The organism is Pseudomonas sp. NMS19W (assembly GCF_051554255.1).
Classification (GTDB): Bacteria; Pseudomonadota; Gammaproteobacteria; order Pseudomonadales; family Pseudomonadaceae; genus Aquipseudomonas; species Aquipseudomonas kribbensis.
In genome coordinates, this window is the sequence record NZ_CP136718.1 from 852729 (window position 1) to 872932 (window position 20204).

Genomic DNA, 20204 nt, shown 5'->3' on the forward strand with positions numbered 1-20204 from the left:
GTTAGGCGTGCCCGGCGACCCTGGGGTCAGGGAGGCCGGGAGTTTCTTATCTACTTCACCTGGGTGGTGGCGAAGTTATTGGTTGTCAGAGGGCTGATGTGATAACCCTCAACGTTGTTGCGCATTGCAGTGAACATCCGGGTGTGGGCCATGCTGATCCACGGTTGGTCCTGATTGAAGATCGCCTGTGCTTCTTCGTACAGTTTGGCGCGTTCGGCCGGATCTACTTTAGCCCGTGCTTCGTCGAGCAGGGTCTGGAATTTCTCGTTGCACCAGCGAGCGTAGTTTTCGCCGTTCTTGGCGGCCTCGCAACTGAGCATAGGCGTCAGGAAGTTATCCGGGTCGCCGTTGTCGCCCGCCCATCCGGCCGACACCATATCGTGTTCGCCGGCCTTGGCGCGCTTGAGCATTTCGCCCCATTCCATCACGCGGATGTCAATCTTGATCCCGACTTTCGCCAGGTCAGCCTGCATCATTTGCGCGCCGAGCATCGGGTTCGGGTTGGTCGGGCCACCGCCGTTGCGGGTAAACAGAGTAAACACGGTGCCTTCCGGTACACCGGCTTCCTTGAGCAGGGCGCGAGCCTTGTCGAGGTCACGTGGCGGGTTTTTCAGCTCGTGGTTGTAGCCCAGCAGGGTCGGCGGGTACGGGTTGACCGCCACGGTCGCATTGCCCTTGCCGAACAGCGCGTTGACGTAGGCTTCCTTGTCGAAGGCGATGTCGATCGCTTTACGCACGCGCACGTCGCTGATGTATTTGTGCTGGGTGTTCATGGCGATGTAGGAAACGGTCATCGCGTCCATTTCATCGACTTTCAGCTTGTCGTCTTTCTTGATGCTCGGGATGTCATCCGGCTTCGGATACAGCGCAACCTGGCACTCGTTGGCCTTGAGCTTCTGCAGGCGCACGTTGTTGTCGGTGGCGATGGCCAGGACCAGAGCGTCGGCTGGCGGCTTGCCACGGAAGTAGTCCGGGTTGGCCTTGAAGCGAACCTGGGCGTCCTTGTTGTAGCGCTGGAAAACGAACGGGCCGGTGCCGACCGGTTTGTTGTTCAGGTCGCCGGTCTTGCCGGACTTGAGCAACTGGTCGGCGTATTCGGCCGGGTAGATCGAGGAGAACGCCATGGCGATGTCGGCCAGGAACGGCGCTTCGCGGCGGGTCAGGGTGAACTTGACGGTGTTGTCGTCGACTTTCTCGACGCTCTTGAGCAGTTCCTTGAAGCCCATGCTTTCAAAGTATGGGAAGCCCACGCTCGACAGCTTGTGCCACGGGTGATTCGGATCCAGCTGACGCTGGAAGCTCCAGACCACGTCGTCGGCGTTCAGGTCGCGGGTCGGCTTGAAATATTCGGTGGTGTGAAACTTGACGCCTTTGCGCAGGTGGAACGTGTAGGTCAGGCCGTCGTCGCTGATGTCCCAGGACTCGGCGAGCGCCGGGATCACTTCAGTGGTGCCGGGCTTGAAGTCGGCCAGGCGGTTGAAAATAGTTTCGGCCACCGCGTCGGCAGTGACTGCAGTCGTGTACTGGACCATATCGAAGCCTTCCGGACTGGCTTCGGTGCAGACCACCAAGGGTTTGGCCGAGACGCCGATGGCGGCGCTCAACAGGGCGGCAGCGACGGCCGCACGTAGGGGAAGCATTTTCATCGATAACCCTCTGCAATCGGTTGAAGACAAAAAGCCGAACGGCCGACTCGTCACTGAGTCAGCCGTCGGCACGCGTTTTTACAGAATGTTGAACGGTACGGTGGTCACGAGACGGAACTCGTTGATGCTGCCGTCAGCCTGGTTTTCGCTGGCGCGGTGAGCAGTGTAGGTGGCACGCACGGTGGTCGCCTTGAGCGGGCCGCTCTGTACCGCGTAAGTGGCACCGATGCCGTATTCGTAGTGGTGCTCGCCGTCCATGCTGCGTACGTCATACGCAGTGCCGGTGTAGTGAGTACCGTCGATGCCCCAGCCGCGGGCCTGGTAGATGTTGAACTTCAGGCCTGGCACGCCGTATTCGGCCATGTTCAGACCGTAGGCGACCTGGAAGGATTTCTCGTTCGGGCCGTTGAAGTCGGACAGCAGGGAGTTGGCTAGGTAGATGCCGTTGGTTTCGTGCAGGTAGTCGAAGTACTCGTCACCGTTGATCGCCTGGTACGAGAAGGTCAGGCTGTGGGCCTGGTGAGTCAGGCCGAACGACAGCGAGTAGGTGTCGTTGTCGATGTTGCCCATCTCTTTCTTGCCGGTATCGACGGTCTTGTAGTAGTTCAGGCCGGTGGTCAGGCTCACGACGTTGCTGTCACCCAGTTCGTGGGTGGCGCCGAAGTAGTACTGGTTCCAGAAGTCTTCAGCCTTGGAGGCGTACAGGCTGGTCTTCAGGCTCTGCAGCGGCTGGTAGTTCAGGCCGACGATGCTCACGCGATCGGTTTCGGCGCCGTTGGCGCTGTACTCGGTGCGGAATTTCGACAGGCTTTCTTCGGTACGCGGCGATACGCGGTCGAAGCTGCCGGCGTCGAACGACAGGTTGTTCAGCTCTTCGCTGTGCAGGCTCACACCTTCAAAGCTCGAAGGTAGTGCACGGTTGCCGATGGTGTCGACGATTGGCGTGCTGAAGTTCTGGCGACCGGCGGTCAGGGTGGTGTTGGAAACGCGGAACTTGACGTTGGCCAGGCCCAGTTTGCTCCACTGGCCTTCAGCGTCACCGCCTTCCTTGGTCAGGGTACGGTTGTTGCCCGCGCCTGGACGCGAACCCGGTGCACCACCGTTGTTGGAGGCCAGGGCCTTGCGATCACGCTCCAGTGCCACGGCGTTGTAGGCGGCCACTTCAGTGCTGACACCCACGGTGCCCTGAGTGAAGCCGGAGGTGAAGTTGACGATGGTGCCCTGTACCCAGTTGATACGACGATCGGTCGGGGTGGCAACGCCGTCTTTGCGGTAGGTGAACTTGCCGCCGCGCTTCAGTTGTTCGTTGGCGTACCAGTTACGGGTCGTGCCGCTGACTTTGGAGCCTTCGAGGAAGCCGGTGGCGTCAGCCTGGGCGCTTTTCTCGTTGACGGTCACCGGGGTGAACGCCTGGCTCTGCTCCTCGGCAAACGCCGTGGCGGTGATGCTGCTGATGGCCAAGGCCAGTATCGCGGTGCTGCTCAGTTTCATGGGTGAAGCTCCTTTACTTTCTTTTTATGCCGGCTTTTTTTGTTGGGCCGGTTTTTGGTTTTAGAACTCATTCACACATCGCAAACGTTTGCAAAACGCCTGATCGGCAAATTTCGGCAAAGCGCTTGCGTGAGGAGGTAGACGGCCTCCTCAGCATTGCGGCTAATCGGTTATGGGTTTAATCGATGCTGACACCCGAAAACACGTTGCGGCCGAAGGGACTGACCTTGAATCCTTCAACCCTGGCGCTCAGCGGCTGGTTGACCGTCGAGTGGGCGACAGGCGTGATCGGCACTTGCTGCTTGAGCAACTGCTGGGCCTGTTTGTAGAGCACGGTGCGCTGGTCGCGGTCGGTGACGACCTTGGCCTCTTTGATCAGCTTGTCGTAAGCCGGGTCGCACCACATGGAATAGTTGTTGCCGCCAATGGCGTCGCAGCTGTACAGCGTGCCGAGCCAGTTGTCCGGGTCCCCGTTGTCACCGGTCCAGCCGATCAGGCTGACATCGTGCTCACCATTCTTGGTGCGCTTGATGTACTCGCCCCATTCGTAGCTGACGATCTTCACTTTCAGGCCGATCTTGGCCCAGTCTGCCTGGAGCATTTCGGCCATCAGTTTGGCGTTCGGGTTGTACGGGCGCTGCACCGGCATGGCCCACAGGGTGATCTCGGTGCCTTCCTTGACGCCGGCAGCCTTGAGCAGTGCCTTGGCTTTTTCCGGGTTGTAGGCGGCGTCCTTGATCGTGGTGTCGTAGGACCATTGGGTCGGCGGCATGGCGTTGACCGCCAACTGTCCGGCACCCTGGTAAACAGCGTTGAGAATTCCCTGTTTATTCACCGCCATGTCCAGCGCCTGACGCACTTCGAGCTGGTCGAACGGTTTGTGGCGCACGTTGTAGGCAATGTAGCCAAGATTGAAGCCCGGCTTTTCGATCAGTTGCAGTTTCGCGTCGTTCTTCAGTGCCGGCACATCCGCCGGGCGTGGATGCAGTGTGACCTGGCACTCGCCGGCCTTGAGTTTCTGCACACGAACCGAGGCGTCGGTATTGATTGCGAAAATCAGGTTCTTCAGCTTCACCCGGCTCTGATCCCAGTAATGCGGGTTGCCGGTGTAGCGGATGTTCGAGTCTTTCTGATAGCTCTTGAACACGAACGGGCCAGTGCCGATCGGCTTCTGGTTGATGTCGCTCGGCTTGCCTTCGGCCAGCAGCTTGTCGGCGTATTCGGCGGACAGAATGGCGGCGAAGCTCATGGCGATGTTCTGGATGAACGCGGCGTCGACGCTGTTGAGCGTGAACTCCACGGTCAGTGGCCCGGTCTTTTCGACCTTGGCGATGTTCTTGTTGAGGCTCATCCCGTTGAAATACGGGAACTCGGTCGGATAAGCCTTACGGAAGGGCTGTTGCGGATCGAGCATGCGGTTAAACGTGAACAGCACGTCGTCGGCGTTGAAATCGCGGGTAGGTTTGAAGTACGCCGTTGTGTGAAATTTCACCCCTTCACGCAGGTGAAAGGTGTACTTGAGGCCATCCTCGGAAATATCCCAGCTCGTTGCCAGGCCCGGTACGACATTGGTCGCGCCTTTTTCGAACTCGGCCAGGCGGTTGTACAGCGGCTCGGCGGCATCGTTATCGGTCGCCGTCGTGTATTGCGCGGTATCGAAACCGGCCGGGCTGCCTTCGAGCAGAACACCAGACTGTCGCTGGCGGCAAAACTCGCGGACGTGGCGGCCAACAGGCCGGCGCCCAGCAATGCGGAAAAAACCAAGGTGTGGCGCATGACGCTCCCTCTTGTCTCAGTGTTTTTCAATGCGCCGCGATCCCTTCCAGGGAAGTTGTGGCCGCATTGAGCTCAATCCAGCAGCAAACCGATAGCCCACGCAGTCACTGGTCAGAACCCGACGGTAGGGGCCGCAGGTCTGGCAGTAAATGCGCTGAGTCCTAAAGACTCGTAGGAAAAGGCGACACGTCCGAAACCAGCCTGGTCAGACCAAGCGGAAAAGGATGTAGGCAAATTCCTGACTATTCGGCAGAAAAAAGCAGCGGCGACGCTGAAAACGTCGCCGCTGCGTTTTTTACTTGATGCTGACGCCGTAGAAGGAGTTCAAGCCGAACGGGCTGATCTTGAAGTCCTGCACGTTGGCGCGCATGGGTTGATACACCGTCGAGTGAGCGATAGGTGTCATAGGGACTGCGTCTTTGAGGACGTGCTGCGCCTCTTTGTAGAGTTCAGTGCGCTTGGCCTGGTCAGTGGTGCGTTTGGCTTCTTTCACGAGGCTGTCGAATTTCTTGTCGCACCATTTGGAGAAGTTGTTGCCGCTCAGCGAGTCGCAACCAAACAGCACGTTGAGCCAGTTGTCCGGATCACCATTGTCACCGCTCCAGCCAATGATCATGGCCTGGTTCTCGCCACCCTTGGAGCGCTTGATGTACTCGCCCCACTCGTAGCTCTGGATCTTCACGTTCAGCCCGATCTTCTTCCAGTCGGACTGGAGCATTTCAGCCATCAGCTTGGCGTTCGGGTTGTACGGACGCTGAACCGGCATCGCCCACAGGACGATCTCGGTACCGTCCTTGACGCCGGCTTCCTTGAGCAGCTCCTTGGCTTTCTCAGGATCGTACTTGGCGTCCTTGATGGTGGTGTCGTAGGACCACTGGGTCGGCGGCATGGCGTTGACGGCCAACTGGCCTGCGCCCTGGTAAACCGAGTCAATGATCTGTGGCTTGTTGACGGCCATGTCCAGCGCCTGGCGAACGCGCAGGTCGGCCAGCGGGTTCGGCTCGTTGCTGCCCTTGACCTTGTCCATCACGTTGTAGGCGATGTAGCCCAGGTTGAAACCGGCCTGGTCAGGCATCTTCAGCGCAGGATCGGCTTTCAGTGCGGCGAGGTCGGCCGGACGCGGGAACAGAGTGACCTGGCACTCGTTCTTCTTCAGCTTCTGGATACGTACCGATGGGTCGGTGGTGATGGCGAAGATCAGGTTGTCGATCTTCACGTCTTCAGGCTTCCAGTAATCCTTGTTGCCGGTGTAACGGATGTTGGAGTCTTTCTGATAGCTCTTGAACACGAACGGACCAGTGCCGATCGGCTTCTGGTTGATGTCGGCCGCCTTGCCTTCCTTCAGCAGCTGGGCTGCGTACTCGGCGGACTGAACAGACGCGAAGCTCATGGCCAGGTTCTGGATGAACGCGGCGTCGACTTCTTTCAGCGTGAACTTGACGGTGTTGTCGTCGACTTTGTCGATCTTGGTGATGTTGGTATCCATCCCCATGTCGGTGAAGTACGGGAATTCGGTCGGATAAGCCTTACGGAACGGGTCATCCTTGTTAATCATGCGATTGAAGGTGAACAGCACGTCGTCGGCGTTGAACTCACGAGTCGGCTTGAAATACGGGGTGGTGTGGAACTTCACGCCTTGACGCAGGTGGAAGGTGTAGGTCAGGCCGTCCGGAGAGATGTCCCAGCTGGTCGCCAGCCCAGGAACAACGGCGGTGCCGCCACGCTCGAACTGGGTCAGACGGTTGAACATGGTTTCGGCTGAGGCGTCGAAGTCGGTTCCGGTGGTGTATTGGCCTGGGTCGAAACCGGCCGGGCTGCCTTCCGAGCAGAACACCAGGTTAGTCGCAGCGGAAGCGAAAGGTGCGGAGGCTAACAAGCCTGCGCCGACTAAAAACGGAATGACCGCGTGTTTAAGCATGTTGGCCTCATGATTTGTTGTCATTTTTTAATATTGAGGTACGACCTCGTGAGTCGTGCCTGCGGATACTTATGCAGGGCCCATACCCAATGCAAGATCCAGAGCGCTCGGCGGCATCAAAGCGTGGCACGAACGTACCTTAATGTCGCATCTGTATAACTTCTGACGCATTTGACCGTTTGCGGTCGGTTTTTACGGTGCAAATGAAGCCCCAAAACGGTGCATTGGTCACGATTTGCGCGCCGCCTTGGGGCCGGGTGTTACTTATTTATACCCACGCCATAGAACGGGGTTAGACCGAACGGGCTGATCTTGAAGTCGGTGACTTCCTTGCGCAGCGGCTGGAACACTGTGGAGTTGGCGATCGGCGTGATCGGCACCTGCTGTTTCAGGATCAGTTGCGCCTGTTGATACAGTTTTACCCGTTGCGATTTATCCGTGGACACCTTGGCCTGCTGCACCAGTTTGTCGTAGGCCGGATCGCACCATTTGGCGTAGTTGCTGCCTTTCACCGCCGCGCAGCTGTACAGCACGCCCAGCCAGTTGTCCGGGTCGCCGTTGTCACCGGTCCAGCCATAGATCATCGCGTCATGTTCGCCATTCTTGGCGCGCTTGATGTACTCGCCCCACTCATAGCTGACGATGTTGGCCTTGATCCCGATCTTCTCCCAATCCTGCTGGATCATCTGTGCCGACATCCGCGCATTGGGGTTGGAAGCACGCTGCACGGTCATTGCCCAGAGGTTGATGGTTGTACCCGGTGCAACCCCGGCTTCCTTGAGTAGCGCCCTGGCTTTCACGGGGTCGTACGGTGCGTCCTTGATGTTCGGGTCATAGGACCATTGCGCGGGTGGCAGGGCGTTCTGCGCCAACTGCCCGGCACTTTGATAAACCGCCTTGATGATCGCCGGTTTGTCGATGGCCATATCCAGGGCCTGACGCACCTTCAGTTGGTCCAGCGGCGGATGCGTGGTGTTGTAGGCGAGGAAACCGAGGTTGAAGCCGGCCTGCTTCAACACGCGCAGGTTCGGGTCTTTTTCCATCACGTCGATGTCGGCCGGGCGCGGGTAGCCGCTGACCTGGCATTCGCCGGTCTTGAGCTTCTGCAGGCGGACGGCGGCGTCCGGGGTGATCGAGAACACAAGGTTGTCGATTTTCACATCTTCGGGTTTCCAGTAGTCCTTGTTCGCCGCGTAGCGGATCTGCGAATCCTTCTGGTAACGCTTGAACACGAACGGGCCGGTGCCGACCGGTTTCTGGTTGATCTCTGCTGCCTTGCCTTCCTTGAGCAACTGCGCGGTGTATTCGGCCGATTGCACCGAGGCGAAGCTCATGGCGAGGTTTTGCACGAACGCGGCGTCGACGTTGTTCAGGTTGAAGCGCACGGTGTTTTCGTCGAGTTTTTCCACGGACTTGATCGTGGTGTTCAGGTCCATGTCGGTGAAGTAGGGGGACTCGGCGGGGTAGGCCTTGCGAAAGGCGTTGTCCGGGTCGAGCAGGCGCTGGAAGGTGAACAGTACGTCGTCGGCGTTGAAGGTGCGGGTGGGGGTGAAGTAATCCGTGGTGTGGAATTTTACGTTCTGGCGCAGGTGGAAGGTGTACTGGAGGCCGTCCGGGGTTACGTCCCAGCTTGTGGCCAGACCGGGTTCGACTTCGGTGCCGCCGCGTTTGAATTGGGTGAGGCGGTTGAAGACGGTTTCGGCGGAGGCGTCGAAGTCGGTACCGCTGGTGTATTGGCTGGGGTCGAAGCCTGCGGGGCTGGCTTCGGAGCAGTAGACCAGGGTTGTTGCGGCGTTGGCGATTGGGGTGATGGCGGTCAGGGCCAGGGTGATCAGGAGTGGTTTTAGGGTGGGTCTTTGCATGTCTGGCCCGTGGGTCTGGAGGTGGTTGTTCCTTGAGGTTAGCGGGGATTTGGGGGTGTTCGGAAATATCGTTTTTTGAGGGGATGCGTCTATCTCGGTATATCCAGCGTTCTTTGGGCATATCCGTTTCTTCGGGTGCTGCCGCTGGCGGTTTCGCTCTTACAGCGACTCCCTTTGGCAAACGCCCCAAAGGAAGCAAAGGTCTTGGGCCCCGGCGTTCGGCCCCTCGCTGGGGCTCGGGGTTCCTTCGTTCCGGGATTCATCCGGGGGCATCGCCTACGGTTTGCTTCGCTGCACCTCCTCTCGATGTGTTCGACTTCGTCGAACGGTCGCTGCGCTCCCACCCCCGGATGAATCCCTCCACTCAGCCTGCCGAAGGGGCCAAAAGATCAAGAGCTTTACTCGAGCTAACGCTCATTGTGTTGAGTGGTGGGAAGCGGAAAGCGCAAAGCGCAAAGCTACTGCGGACTGTTTGATCGTTCCCACGCTCCGCGTGGGAATGCCGCCCGGGACGCTCCGCGTTCCATTTTCGAATGTTTAAAGATGTGTGGGATTCACTGAACCTTCCCACAAGGTTTTCAGGTTGTCCGTCGGAAGCACGATCCCTAGTCTTTGGTTGTCGCAGAAAACTCTGTGATTGGGTGTGAGAACCCAGGCAAGCGAGTGTTATTCAAACGTCAGTCCGACCATAATTGCCGCCAGCTTTCTGCTGCCTGTAGTTGATTTATGGCGGCTGTGTGCGGGCAGACTTTGGTCTGGCCGGAATCTCCTTGCCCGGTTTCTCACCCCGCACATAGCTGCCACCTCTTCGCCGCGTGAGAACGGCATTTGGTGGCTTAAAATCAGCAAGGAGGTTATCAATGAACAAGGTTGTCCCCGACCCACCCCTCAAATCACCCACCCCTCTCGAAGAAGCCATGCGCGCCGAAGACCTCGCCCGCAACCGCGAAGCCATCAAACGCGCCCTCGACTATTACCTGTGCCCCAACCCTTCCAAACCGCGCCCGAGCACCATGTATATGGTCACGCCCAACGTCGACACCGAAAGCCTGCTGGCCAATGCCTGCGAGTCCCTGGCGTCGGCCAGTACCATCGCCAGCAATTTCGCCAATGAACTCAGCGGTTCGCAGCGCAGCACGGCGCTCGGCATCCAGCAGATCATCATGCTGGCCGAGCTGGCGGTGAACCGGGCGCTGGATCGGGTTGATCCTCGAGCCTGACAACACAAATCCCGGGCACAAAAAAACCGGCGATCATTCACTGATCGCCGGTTTTTCATTCAGCCGTCATTCAATCACTGCATCAACACTTCAATCGAGCCGTCGGCGGTCAGGCTGACCTGGCTGGTGCCCGCTTCGACTTCAGGTGTCACTGGCGCTGCATCCATACCCGCGGCGGCTTTCATCATCATCGGGGCGCGCATGTACGGTTGTGGGTAGCCGTTGCTGTTGAGGTTCAGGTTGACGATTTTGTAACCCTTGCCGCCGAGGGCGTCGGTGGCCAGTTGGGCGCGGGCCTTGAAGGCGGTGACGGCTTCTTTCAGCAGTTTGTCTTCGCTGGCCTTGCGGGTCGGGTCGGCGATGGCGAAGTCCATGCCGCCCATTTTCAGGTCGGTCAGCAACTCGCCGGTGAGTTTGGACAGGGCGGCGAAGTCGGTGCTTTCCAGGCGCAGTTCGGCGCGTTCGCGCCAGCCGGTGATTTTCTGGCCCTTGGTGTCGTAGATCGGGTAGCTGTTGCGACTGCCCTGGCGCAGGGTGATGTCTTTCACCTGCTTGGCCTGGGTCAGGGCCTTGTTCATGGTGGTGCTGACGTCGGCGGCGAGTTTGGCCGGGTCGGTGTTTTGTTCTTCGGTGTAGAGGGTCACGATCATCAGGTCGCGGGCCACTTCCTGGCTGACTTCGGCGCGCAGGGAAATCTGGTTGTAGTGCAGCTCATCGGCGGCCAGGGCCGGAAGGCTGGCGACGCTGCCGACGGTCAGGGCGAGAAGGGCGGCGCTGCGGCGAAATGTGTGCATGAAAGCTCCTTGATGAGGCGCAGGTGATGGTTCGGGGGCCTGCGTGAAACCATCAGACTCTAGCTTTTATGATCCGGTTCGCCCAGTTACAACTTCTATACAGATGACAACAAGGCCAGCGACGAGCTTCAAGCCACAAGCCACAAGCCACAAGCCACAAGCCACAAGCCACAAGCCACAAGCAACGAGCTTTTGCTTGTAGCTTGAAGCTCGCAACTTGCAACTGCTTGTTGGTGTGGTCGTTTGCCGCACTTTCGCCTCTCAAGCCCGCGCCTTGGTTATACTCCGTGCGATCCGCCTGGAGCGCTCATCAGGAGAGCTCATGCTCGCCCCCGTACAACTGACTTCCGCCACTCGCCAGAACCTCTGGCGGCTGACTTTCATCCGCACCCTGGTGCTCGCCGCGCAGGCCGGTTCCGTGGGCCTGGCCTACTGGCTGGAACTGTTGCCGTTGCCGTGGGTGCAACTGGTGATGACCCTCGGCTGTTCGATTCTGCTGTGTGTGTTCACCGCCGTGCGCCTGCGCACTTCGTGGCCGGTCACCGAGCTCGAATACGCGCTGCAACTGGCCTGCGATCTGGTTATCCACAGCGCCTTACTGTATTTCTCCGGTGGTTCGACCAACCCGTTCGTTTCGTATTATCTGGTGCCGCTGACCATCGCTGCGGTGACGCTGCCGTGGCGTTATTCGGTGGTGCTGTCCGGTATTGCGCTGGCCTTGTACACGTTGATGCTGACGCACTTCTATCCGCTGGAAACCCTGCCGGTGGCCCGGGAGAACCTGCAGATCTACGGCATGTGGCTGAGCTTCGCCCTCGCGGCGGCGGTCATCACATTCTTCGCCGCGCGCATGGCCGAAGAGCTGCGCCGGCAGGAAGAATTGCGTGCGATCCGCCGTGAAGAAGGCCTGCGCGATCAGCAATTGTTGGCCGTGGCGACTCAGGCCGCCGGTGCCGCCCATGAACTGGGCACGCCGCTGGCGACCATGAGCGTGTTGCTCAACGAAATGCAGCAGGATCATCACGATCCGATGCTTCAGGAAGACCTGAAGGTGCTGAAGGATCAGGTGAAACTCTGCAAGGAGACCCTGCAACAACTGGTGCGCGCCGCCGAAGCCAATCGCCGGATGGCGGTGGAAATGCAGGACGTCACCGAGTGGCTCGACGAAGCGCTCAACCGCTGGCACCTGATGCGCCCCGAAGCCAGTTACCGCTTCCAGCGTCTGGGCCAGGGTACGTTGCCGCGCGTGGCACCGCCGCCGGATCTGACCCAGGCACTGTTGAATCTTTTAAACAACGCCGCCGATGCCTGCCCGGAAAACCTTCAGGTGACCCTGGACTGGACCGCCGAAGACTTGACCATCAGCATCCGCGACCACGGTGCCGGTGTGCCGCTGGCCATCGCCGAACAGATCGGCAAACCGTTTTTTACCACCAAGGGCAAAGGTTTCGGCCTGGGCCTGTTTTTGAGCAAGGCCAGCGTGACACGCGCCGGCGGCTCAGTGAAACTCTATAGTCATGAGGAAGGCGGCACGCTCACCGAGCTGCGCCTGCCCCACGGCGCCCGAGGAGAGCAACATGAGTGACGAAATCCAAGTCGAAGGCGAAGAACTGCCGCATTTGCTGCTGGTCGATGACGACGCGACCTTTACCCGGGTGATGGCCCGCGCCATGGCTCGCCGTGGTTTTCGCGTCAGCACCGCCGGTTCCGCCGAGGAAGGCCTGACCATCGCCCAGGCCGATCTGCCGGACTATGCGGCGCTGGACCTGAAAATGGACGGCGATTCCGGTCTGGTCTTGCTGCCGAAGCTGCTGGAGCTGGACCCGGAAATGCGCGTGGTGATTCTCACCGGTTACTCGAGCATCGCCACCGCGGTCGAAGCGATCAAGCGCGGCGCCTGCAATTACCTGTGCAAACCGGCGGACGCCGACGATGTGCTGGCGGCGCTGCTCTCCGAACACGCCGACCTCGACAGCCTGGTGCCGGAAAACCCGATGTCGGTGGACCGCCTGCAATGGGAGCACATCCAGCGCGTGCTGACCGAGCACGAAGGCAACATCTCCGCCACTGCCCGCGCCCTGGGCATGCACCGCCGTACCTTGCAGCGCAAGCTGCAGAAGCGCCCGGTTCGTCGCTGAACCTGCGCTGAACGGCCATCGCCAGCCCTCGCGATAAAGCGCACCGATCAACTATGATCGGTGCGTGTCTGTTCTTTTCTTTATCGAGCCTTATCCATGAATCAGAACGCTGAATATTCCGCGGTCAACGATGCTGTGCGCGGGCAGTTTTTTCGCAAGGTGTGGGCCATGACCACGCCTTACTGGCGCAGCGAAGAGAAGGGCAAGGCCTGGACATTGCTGATTGCCGTGATTGCACTCTCGCTGCTCAGCGTGGGCATCTCGGTGTGGTTCAACACTTGGTACAAGGACTTCTACAATGCGCTGCAAAAGAAAGATGAAGCGGCGTTCTGGCATCTGATCCTGTACTTCTGCGCGATTGCTGCGGTCGCGATTGTCGGTGCGGTGTATCGGCTCTACCTGACTCAGATGCTGACGATCCGCTGGCGGGCCTGGCTTACTGAAAAGCATTTTTCCCGTTGGCTCGCCGACAAGAATTACTACCAGCTGGAGCAGGGTGGTTACACCGATAACCCGGACCAGCGGATTTCCGAAGACCTCAACAATTTCACCTCCAATACCCTTGAGCTGGGTATCGGGCTGCTGCGCAATATCGTCAGCCTGGTGTCGTTTTCGATTATTTTGTGGGGCGTCTCGGGCAGCATCGAAGTCTATGGCATCACCATTCCCGGCTACATGTTTTGGTGCGTTCTGGTTTATGCAGTGGTCGGTAGCTGGTTGACGCATTTAATCGGTCGACGACTGATCGGTCTGAATAACCAACAACAACGCTTCGAAGCCGACCTGCGTTTTTCCATGGTGCGGATTCGTGAGAATGCTGAAAGCATTGCGTTGTACAACGGCGAACCGAATGAGAATCGTCGCTTGAGCGGCCGCTTCGGCAATGTCTGGCACAACTTCTGGGACATCATGAAAGTCTCCAAGCGCCTGACGTTTTTCACGGCCGGTTACAGCCAGGCCGCGATCATTTTCCCATTCATCGTCGCCTCGCCGCGTTACCTCGCCGGCAAGATTGAGCTCGGTGAACTCATGCAGATCAGCTCGGCATTCGGCAACGTTCAGGAGAGTTTCAGCTGGTTCATCAGTGCTTACCAGAACCTCGCTTCCTGGCGCGCCACGTGCGATCGTCTGCTGAGCTTCCATCAGGCCATGACCAGCAACGAAGAGCGTGCACCGGCCATCGACGTGCAGAACCAGGGCAGCGAATTGAAGGTACACAACCTCGGGCTCGATCTGGCCGATGGCCGTCATCTGCTGACCAGTGCCACGATGACTGTAGAACCGGGTGACCGGGTGATGCTCAGTGGCCGCTCCGGCAGCGGCAAGTCAACGCTGTTCCGAGCTATGGGGCATCTGTGGCCGTCGGGTCACGGCAGTATCCGCTTGCCGTCCGCCCGTTATCTGTTCCTGCCACAGAAACCGTATCTGCCGATCGGCACCCTGCGCGATGCCTTGAGTTATCCACAACCGGGCGACACCTACGCGCCGGAACGTTATGCACAAGTGCTGGAAACCTGCCGTCTGCCGCATCTGGTGGCACGTCTGGACGAAGCCAACCACTGGCAACGCATGCTCTCGCCGGGTGAGCAGCAACGTCTGGCCTTCGCCCGTGCGCTGCTCTACGCACCGCACTGGCTGTACATGGACGAAGCGACGTCGGCGATGGACGAAGAAGACGAGGCCACGCTGTATCAGGCGCTGATCGATCAGTTGCCGGGCCTGAGTATCGTCAGCGTCGGCCATCGCAGCAGTCTCAAGCGCTTCCATCCACGGCATGTACGGATCGACAGCGGGCATCTGGTCGAGCAGACCGTGACGGCCTGATGTGCACCGTCCTCTGTGGGAGCCTGCTCCCTTAGAGGACGGTGATCGTACAACTCCCTTGGGCTATGATGCCCCTCTTACCGAATTTTCGAGACAAACGCAGACCATGGAAACCCCGATCGACACCCCGCGCCTCCCTCGCAAGCGCCGCAGCCTGGCACAGGAACTGGTGACGGTGCTGACCGAGCAGATCCGCGACGGTCTGCTCAAGCGTGGCGACAAGTTGCCCACCGAGTCGGCGATCATGGAAGCCCATGGCGTCAGCCGCACCGTAGTACGCGAGGCGATTTCCCGGCTGCAGGCTGCGGGGCAGGTCGAAACCCGCCACGGCATCGGCACCTTCGTGCTCGACACCCCGAGCCCGAGCGGTTTCCGGATCGACCCGGCCACCGTGGTCACCCTGCGTGATGTGCTGGCGATTCTCGAATTCCGCATCAGCCTGGAAGTCGAATCCGCCGGCCTCGCCGCGCAACGTCGCAGCGCTGAACAACTGGCCGCGATGCGCGCCGCCCTCGATGCGCTGAACGAAAGCGTTGCCCATGCCAGCGATGCGGTGGCGTCGGATTTCCAGTTTCACCTGCAAATCGCCCTGTCCACCGGCAACCGCTACTTCACCGACATCATGACTCACCTGGGCACCAGCATCATTCCGCGTACCCGCCTGAACTCGGCGCGCCTGGCCCATGACGATCAGCAGCACTACATGAATCGCCTGAGCCGCGAGCACGAGGAAATCTACGAGGCCATCGCCCGCCAGGATGCCGATGCCGCCCGCGCGGCCATGCGCCTGCACCTGACCAACAGCCGCGAACGACTGCGTCAGGCCCATGAAGAGGCGCAGGCACAGGGCTGAGGAATCAGGCTTCGACGTAGAGTCTCAGTGGCTCCGAGCAAGGTTCGAGACTGGACTCGTCGGCGAACTTGTAGCGTAGTTCGACGGTGCTGTTCAGGTACTTCTCGAGCTCGAATTTCGGGATGCTCAGTTCGATTCCGGTCAGGCCGACCATGTCATCCAGTGCGTCGTCCCAGACACCGGTCGGCTCCGACAGGCCCAGCCATTCAGGCTCTTCCGGGTCCTCGCCGAGGATCGGGTACACATCCCAGTTCGGTGGGGTATTCTGGCCGTCGGGTACGCGGACGATCAGCTCATCATCCAGGTTCGATAAGCGCAGGATGATCGAGTCGCTGGCGTGATCGGGGAACTGCGGAAGGTGTGCAGCGGCAAACGTCATGCTTCGTTCTCCTTGAAAGATCTGCCGCGATCCTTCGCGGCAGTCGTCGCACTTTACCCGGCGAACCGCTGAGGCGCGCCGGGGCAATCTTGTCCGGGCATTTCAGCTCCTGGGCAGAATCGAACGATCGACCCTGACCGCCAGTTTGCCCGGGCCGGGCCTGACGTCGAATGTTGCGTGCCCCTGAGCGTCCACCGACGCCCGGGCGATGGCGACGCCGTCGCGCAGCAATTGCAGCGGCGCACCTTTCAACGATTGGCCCGAGGCCAGTTCCAGTTTCAATTTGATGCTCATCGAATCGCTCCTTAATTCGTGTTGCCGGTCGGGTGATAGTCCTTGAGCAGCAGGTAAGTGCTCCAGCCCCACCAGTCGTCGACGGTGGCGGTGTCATTGAGGTTGTTAACGTCCTTGCGGCGCAGGACTTTGTTGCCCTGAAGGCGGAACAGTGGCGAGAAGTTGTTGGCCAGGTTCATCACGGCAGTCAGGTCCGGCAGCCGTTGCAGCGCGTTGAAGGTGGTCGGCACGTTGCCTGTTGAATACGCGGCATACACCTCGTCCGCCGAATCCTGCACCGCCTGATTCACCTGATTGCGATTGTCAGCGTCCGTGGCGTCGAAGTAGCGCTTGTCACCGAACGCGCGCCATTGCTCGCCATGTCCGTTGCGTACCTTGAGCCCGAACTTGCTGTCTTCGTCGTGCATGAAGCGGGTAATCAACGAGCCCAGATCGCTCGGCGTTACGACGGCGGCCATGGCCTTGCGTGGCACCCGCAAATGACCGGAGGAGAACAGGTCGGTGAGGTAGTGGTCGGCGAACGCATTCATCGCATAGGCCCGTTCGAGTTGCAGCTCGTCCTGACTGGCGTGGGCGGCAGCGGCGGTTTGCAGGGCGGCGGTATGCCCGGCGATGTAGGCCTGCCGGGCCCATTCACCGAAGTGGTCGGCGTTGTTGGCTGCCAGTTTCAGATAGCGACCGAGGGGGAACAGCGCCGAGACGAAACTGCCGCCGCCAGTGATTTTGTTCCACTCTTCCGACAACGTATCTCCCAGCGCGTCATAGGCTTCGTGGGGTGTTTTGCCGTCCTTGATCGCCTGTTTAACGGCGTCGATCTCTTTTTGCATGATCGCGAGAATTTGTGGCGCTTCGGCCCGAGAGGCGGGCAGGGTGGCGAGGGTGTCGAACGCCGCTGAAAAGCGCTGAAGACGATCCGCCGGGGTGGCGCCTTCGTTGATTGGCCGGTCGGCGATTCCGTAGAAATCGCCTCCCAGCGAGAGCACCTGGCCATAGGTCAGCGCCAATCCGTTCGGCAGATGCAGGGGCACGTTTTGCGCGAGCACCGGCTCGGCGTTTTCAACGAAACGCAGCCGGGTGTTATCGCCGATCGCCGTGTGTTCCGCGCCTTCGAAGCGCAGCGGCGGTTTGACTTTCATGGCTTTGCCTGGCGAGGCGAGGGCGGGTTCGACATCGCTGTGGGAGTCGGCAATGTGCAGCACCAGATGCGGATTTTCAGCACTGAAGGCGATGCCGCCGGGGGTAAAAAGATCATCGAAACGGGCGATGACCGGTGTGGGTTGTTCAAGGCATTTTGGTTGTAGACCGGACATTTCTTTCTCCTTGATATGTCGTCGGTGGGTTCTTATTTAACTGTATGCATATACAGTTAAATCGAGCCTAGTCGAGAAATCTCCTACGTCAAAAAGAAATCTTGTCCGACAAAAAATGCCCCCCAGCGATGAAATGCAGTTGACGGTTATCTTTTAAGTTGTACGATGACCTACAACTTCAGCGAAGGCTGAACGGTCCACTCACAAAAAACGTTGCTACCAGGGTGTTCGAATAATGAATCCACAAGAACTGAAGTCCATCCTCTCCGCCGGCCTGTTGTCTTTCCCGGTCACCGATTTCAATGCCCAGGGCGATTTCAACCGCGCGGGCTACATCAAACGCCTGGAATGGCTGGCCCCGTACGGTGCTTCGGCCCTGTTCGCCGCTGGTGGCACCGGTGAGTTCTTCTCCCTGGCCGCCAGCGAATACTCGGAAATCATCAAGACTGCGGTCGATACCTGCGCCAGCAGCGTGCCGATCCTCGCCGGTGTCGGCGGTTCGACCCGCCAGGCCATCGAATACGCTCAGGAAGCCGAGCGTCTGGGCGCCAAAGGCCTGTTGCTGCTGCCGCACTACCTGACCGAAGCCAGCCAGGACGGCGTTGCCGCTCACGTTGAGGCGGTGTGCAAATCGGTGAACATCGGCGTGGTGGTATACAACCGCAATGTCTGCCGCCTGACCGCGCCGCTGCTGGAACGTCTGGCCGAGCGCTGCCCGAACCTGATCGGCTACAAGGATGGTCTGGGTGATATCGAGCTGATGGTGTCGATCCGTCGTCGCCTCGGCGATCGCTTCAGCTACCTCGGTGGCCTGCCGACCGCGGAAGTCTATGCCGCGGCTTACAAGGCCCTGGGCGTGCCGGTCTACTCGTCGGCGGTGTTCAACTTCATTCCGAAAACCGCGATGGACTTCTACCACGCCATCGCCCGCGAAGATCACGCCACCGTCGGCAAGATCATCGACGACTTCTTCCTGCCGTACCTGGACATCCGCAACCGCAAGGCCGGTTACGCCGTGAGCATCGTCAAGGCAGGCGCCAAGATCGCCGGCTATGACGCAGGCCCGGTGCGGGCGCCGCTGACCGACCTGACCCGCGAAGAGTACGAAATGCTCGCCGCGCTGATCGACAAGCAAGGTGCGCAGTAACACAACCCTATAAACAAGGCCGCTGAGCAATCAGCGGCCTTTTGCGTCAGGAGAATGATTCGTGACCAAGCGCTATGACAACTACATCAACGGTGAATGGGTCGCCGGCAACGATTACTCGGTCAACATCAACCCGTCCGAGCTGAGCGACACCATCGGCGACTACGCCAAGGCTGATCTGGCTCAGGTCAACGCCGCCATCGACGCCGCACGCGCCGCGTTCCCGGCGTGGTCGACTTCGGGCATTCAGGCTCGCCACGATTCGCTGGACAAGGTCGGTACTGAAATCCTCGCCCGTCGCGAAGAACTCGGCACCCTGCTGGCCCGGGAGGAGGGCAAGACCCTGCCGGAAGCCATCGGCGAAGTGACCCGCGCCGGCAACATCTTCAAATTCTTCGCGGGCGAGTGCCTGCGTCTGTCCGGCGACTACGTGCCGTCGGTGCGTCCGGGCGTCAACGTTGAAGTCACTCGTGAAGCGCTCGGTGTGGTCGGTCTGATCACCCCATGGAATTTCCCGATTGCGATTCCTGCATGGAAAATCGCCCCGGCCCTGGCCTACGGCAACTGCGTGGTGTTGAAGCCGGCGGATCTGGTGCCGGGTTGCGCCTGGGCGCTGGCCGAAATCATCTCCCGCGCAGGCTTCCCGGCCGGCGTGTTCAACCTGGTGATGGGCAGCGGTCGCGTGGTCGGTGAAGCGCTGGTCAACAGCCCGAAAGTCGACGGCATCAGCTTCACCGGCTCCGTCGGTGTGGGCCGTCAGATCGCAGTCAACTGCGTGTCGCGCCAGGCCAAGGTGCAACTGGAGATGGGCGGCAAGAACCCGCAGATCATTCTCGACGACGCCGACCTCAAGCAGGCGGTCGAGCTGTCGGTGCAAAGCGCGTTCTACTCCACCGGGCAGCGTTGCACCGCGTCGAGCCGCTTGATCGTTACCGCCGGGATTCACGACAAGTTCGTCGAAGCCATGGCCGAGCGCATGAAGTCGATCAAGGTCGGCCACGCGCTGAAGGCCGGCACCGACATCGGTCCGGTAGTCTCGCAAGCGCAGCTTGAGCAGGACCTGAAATACATCGACATCGGTCAGTCCGAAGGCGCGCGCGTTGTCAGCGGCGGTGGTCTGGTGACCTGCGACACCGAGGGTTATTTCCTCGCGCCGACGCTGTTTGCCGACAGCGAAGCGTCGATGCGTATCAGCCGCGAAGAGATCTTCGGCCCGGTGGCCAACATCGTCCGCGTGGCGGATTACGACGCTGCACTGGCCATGGCCAACGACACCGAATTCGGTCTGTCGGCGGGTATCGCCACGACGTCGCTGAAGTACGCCAACCACTTCAAGCGTCATTCCCAGGCCGGGATGGTGATGGTCAACCTGCCGACCGCTGGCGTCGATTACCACGTTCCGTTCGGGGGCCGTAAGGGTTCATCCTATGGCTCACGTGAGCAAGGCCGCTATGCGCAAGAGTTCTACACCGTGGTGAAAACCGCCTACATCGGTTCGTAAGTCGCTGCACCCGCGCAGGGTTATTGCCAAGGCCCTGCGCGGCACAAGACC

The 20204-nt window shown here is 59.8% G+C and carries 15 protein-coding genes and 1 pseudogene; 7 read left to right on the top strand and 9 right to left on the bottom strand.

Annotated elements, in window-relative coordinates:
• Nucleotides 1-50: 50 nt before the first annotated feature.
• The 5 genes and pseudogenes from R1A29_RS03695 to R1A29_RS03715 form a co-directional block, all read right to left on the bottom strand.
• Nucleotides 51-1646, bottom strand: coding sequence for an ABC transporter substrate-binding protein (locus R1A29_RS03695; RefSeq protein ID WP_438300685.1), 1596 nt, complete (start codon nucleotides 1644-1646; stop codon nucleotides 51-53).
• A gap of 78 nt (nucleotides 1647-1724) precedes the next feature.
• Nucleotides 1725-3137, bottom strand: a complete 1413-nt coding sequence (locus tag R1A29_RS03700; RefSeq protein ID WP_085711816.1) for an OprD family porin — start codon at nucleotides 3135-3137, stop codon at nucleotides 1725-1727.
• A gap of 178 nt (nucleotides 3138-3315) precedes the next feature.
• Nucleotides 3316-4913: pseudogene (locus R1A29_RS03705) on the bottom strand (ABC transporter substrate-binding protein).
• A gap of 295 nt (nucleotides 4914-5208) precedes the next feature.
• Nucleotides 5209-6831, bottom strand: a complete 1623-nt coding sequence (locus tag R1A29_RS03710) for an ABC transporter substrate-binding protein (RefSeq protein ID WP_438300686.1) — start codon at nucleotides 6829-6831, stop codon at nucleotides 5209-5211.
• 260 nt (nucleotides 6832-7091) lie between these two features.
• Nucleotides 7092-8693, bottom strand: coding sequence for an ABC transporter substrate-binding protein (locus tag R1A29_RS03715; protein ID WP_438300688.1), 1602 nt, complete (start codon nucleotides 8691-8693; stop codon nucleotides 7092-7094).
• An 860-nt stretch (nucleotides 8694-9553) separates the two neighbouring features.
• Between R1A29_RS03715 and R1A29_RS03720 the strand changes: the two genes are divergently transcribed.
• Nucleotides 9554-9913: a DUF6124 family protein gene (locus R1A29_RS03720; RefSeq protein ID WP_438300689.1), complete on the top strand. Its 360-nt coding sequence runs from the start codon at nucleotides 9554-9556 to the stop codon at nucleotides 9911-9913.
• A 74-nt stretch (nucleotides 9914-9987) separates the two neighbouring features.
• Here the strand turns inward: R1A29_RS03720 and R1A29_RS03725 are convergent, their stop codons facing one another.
• Nucleotides 9988-10707 (bottom strand): SIMPL domain-containing protein, encoded by a 720-nt coding sequence (locus R1A29_RS03725; RefSeq protein ID WP_085711811.1) that lies wholly within the window; start codon nucleotides 10705-10707, stop codon nucleotides 9988-9990.
• A 322-nt stretch (nucleotides 10708-11029) separates the two neighbouring features.
• Here R1A29_RS03725 and R1A29_RS03730 point away from each other — a divergent pair, with 322 nt between their 5' ends.
• The 4 genes from R1A29_RS03730 (at nucleotide 11030) to R1A29_RS03745 (ending at nucleotide 15522) form a co-directional block, all read left to right on the top strand.
• Nucleotides 11030-12292 (top strand): ATP-binding protein, encoded by a 1263-nt coding sequence (locus R1A29_RS03730; RefSeq protein WP_085711810.1) that lies wholly within the window; start codon nucleotides 11030-11032, stop codon nucleotides 12290-12292.
• Nucleotides 12285-12845 (top strand): response regulator transcription factor, encoded by a 561-nt coding sequence (locus R1A29_RS03735; protein ID WP_003221630.1) that lies wholly within the window; start codon nucleotides 12285-12287, stop codon nucleotides 12843-12845. Before R1A29_RS03730 ends, R1A29_RS03735 begins: the two co-directional genes overlap by 8 nt.
• Before the next feature lie 96 nt (nucleotides 12846-12941).
• On the top strand, nucleotides 12942-14669 hold the full coding sequence (locus R1A29_RS03740; protein ID WP_085711809.1) for an ABC transporter ATP-binding protein/permease: 1728 nt from the start codon (nucleotides 12942-12944) through the stop codon (nucleotides 14667-14669).
• A gap of 106 nt (nucleotides 14670-14775) precedes the next feature.
• Nucleotides 14776-15522 carry a FadR/GntR family transcriptional regulator gene (locus R1A29_RS03745; RefSeq protein ID WP_085711808.1) on the top strand — a complete coding sequence of 249 codons (747 nt, stop codon included), beginning with the start codon at nucleotides 14776-14778 and terminating at the stop codon, nucleotides 15520-15522.
• A 4-nt stretch (nucleotides 15523-15526) separates the two neighbouring features.
• Here R1A29_RS03745 and R1A29_RS03750 read toward each other — a convergent pair whose 3' ends face one another.
• The 3 genes from R1A29_RS03750 to R1A29_RS03760 all read right to left on the bottom strand — a co-directional run bounded on the left by R1A29_RS03750 (nucleotide 15527) and on the right by R1A29_RS03760 (nucleotide 17505).
• Nucleotides 15527-15901: a hypothetical protein gene (locus R1A29_RS03750; protein WP_438300690.1), complete on the bottom strand. Its 375-nt coding sequence runs from the start codon at nucleotides 15899-15901 to the stop codon at nucleotides 15527-15529.
• A 102-nt stretch (nucleotides 15902-16003) separates the two neighbouring features.
• The gene (locus R1A29_RS03755) at nucleotides 16004-16195 is read right to left on the bottom strand and encodes a hypothetical protein (protein WP_438300691.1); all 192 of its coding nucleotides are present in this window, start codon (nucleotides 16193-16195) and stop codon (nucleotides 16004-16006) included.
• A gap of 11 nt (nucleotides 16196-16206) precedes the next feature.
• Complete coding sequence (locus R1A29_RS03760; protein WP_438300692.1) at nucleotides 16207-17505, bottom strand: phospholipase; 1299 nt, start codon at nucleotides 17503-17505, stop codon at nucleotides 16207-16209.
• A 235-nt stretch (nucleotides 17506-17740) separates the two neighbouring features.
• On the opposite strand from R1A29_RS03760, the gene kdgD reads away from it, so the two are divergent.
• A complete protein-coding gene (kdgD, locus tag R1A29_RS03765) occupies nucleotides 17741-18652 on the top strand; it encodes a 5-dehydro-4-deoxyglucarate dehydratase (protein WP_007953624.1) in 912 nt (303 codons plus the stop codon).
• A gap of 61 nt (nucleotides 18653-18713) precedes the next feature.
• A complete protein-coding gene (locus tag R1A29_RS03770; protein ID WP_438300694.1) occupies nucleotides 18714-20153 on the top strand; it encodes an aldehyde dehydrogenase family protein in 1440 nt (479 codons plus the stop codon).
• The last annotated feature ends 51 nt before the right edge of the window (nucleotides 20154-20204 follow it).

Excerpts from the sequence above, each read along its gene's own strand:
- R1A29_RS03725 (WP_085711811.1), bottom strand. The coding sequence starts at position 10,707 with ATGCACACATTTCGCCGCAGCGCCGCCCTTCTCGCCCTGACCGTCGGC.
- R1A29_RS03710 (WP_438300686.1), bottom strand. The coding sequence starts at position 6,831 with ATGCTTAAACACGCGGTCATTCCGTTTTTAGTCGGCGCAGGCTTGTTA.
- R1A29_RS03750 (WP_438300690.1), bottom strand. The coding sequence starts at position 15,901 with ATGACGTTTGCCGCTGCACACCTTCCGCAGTTCCCCGATCACGCCAGC.
- R1A29_RS03715 (WP_438300688.1), bottom strand. The coding sequence starts at position 8,693 with ATGCAAAGACCCACCCTAAAACCACTCCTGATCACCCTGGCCCTGACC.
- R1A29_RS03720 (WP_438300689.1), top strand. The coding sequence starts at position 9,554 with ATGAACAAGGTTGTCCCCGACCCACCCCTCAAATCACCCACCCCTCTC.
- R1A29_RS03695 (WP_438300685.1), bottom strand. The coding sequence starts at position 1,646 with ATGAAAATGCTTCCCCTACGTGCGGCCGTCGCTGCCGCCCTGTTGAGC.
- R1A29_RS03700 (WP_085711816.1), bottom strand. The coding sequence starts at position 3,137 with ATGAAACTGAGCAGCACCGCGATACTGGCCTTGGCCATCAGCAGCATC.
- R1A29_RS03755 (WP_438300691.1), bottom strand. The coding sequence starts at position 16,195 with ATGAGCATCAAATTGAAACTGGAACTGGCCTCGGGCCAATCGTTGAAA.
- R1A29_RS03760 (WP_438300692.1), bottom strand. The coding sequence starts at position 17,505 with ATGTCCGGTCTACAACCAAAATGCCTTGAACAACCCACACCGGTCATC.
- R1A29_RS03745 (WP_085711808.1), top strand. The coding sequence starts at position 14,776 with ATGGAAACCCCGATCGACACCCCGCGCCTCCCTCGCAAGCGCCGCAGC.
- R1A29_RS03735 (WP_003221630.1), top strand. The coding sequence starts at position 12,285 with ATGAGTGACGAAATCCAAGTCGAAGGCGAAGAACTGCCGCATTTGCTG.
- R1A29_RS03730 (WP_085711810.1), top strand. The coding sequence starts at position 11,030 with ATGCTCGCCCCCGTACAACTGACTTCCGCCACTCGCCAGAACCTCTGG.
- kdgD (WP_007953624.1), top strand. The coding sequence starts at position 17,741 with ATGAATCCACAAGAACTGAAGTCCATCCTCTCCGCCGGCCTGTTGTCT.
- R1A29_RS03740 (WP_085711809.1), top strand. The coding sequence starts at position 12,942 with ATGAATCAGAACGCTGAATATTCCGCGGTCAACGATGCTGTGCGCGGG.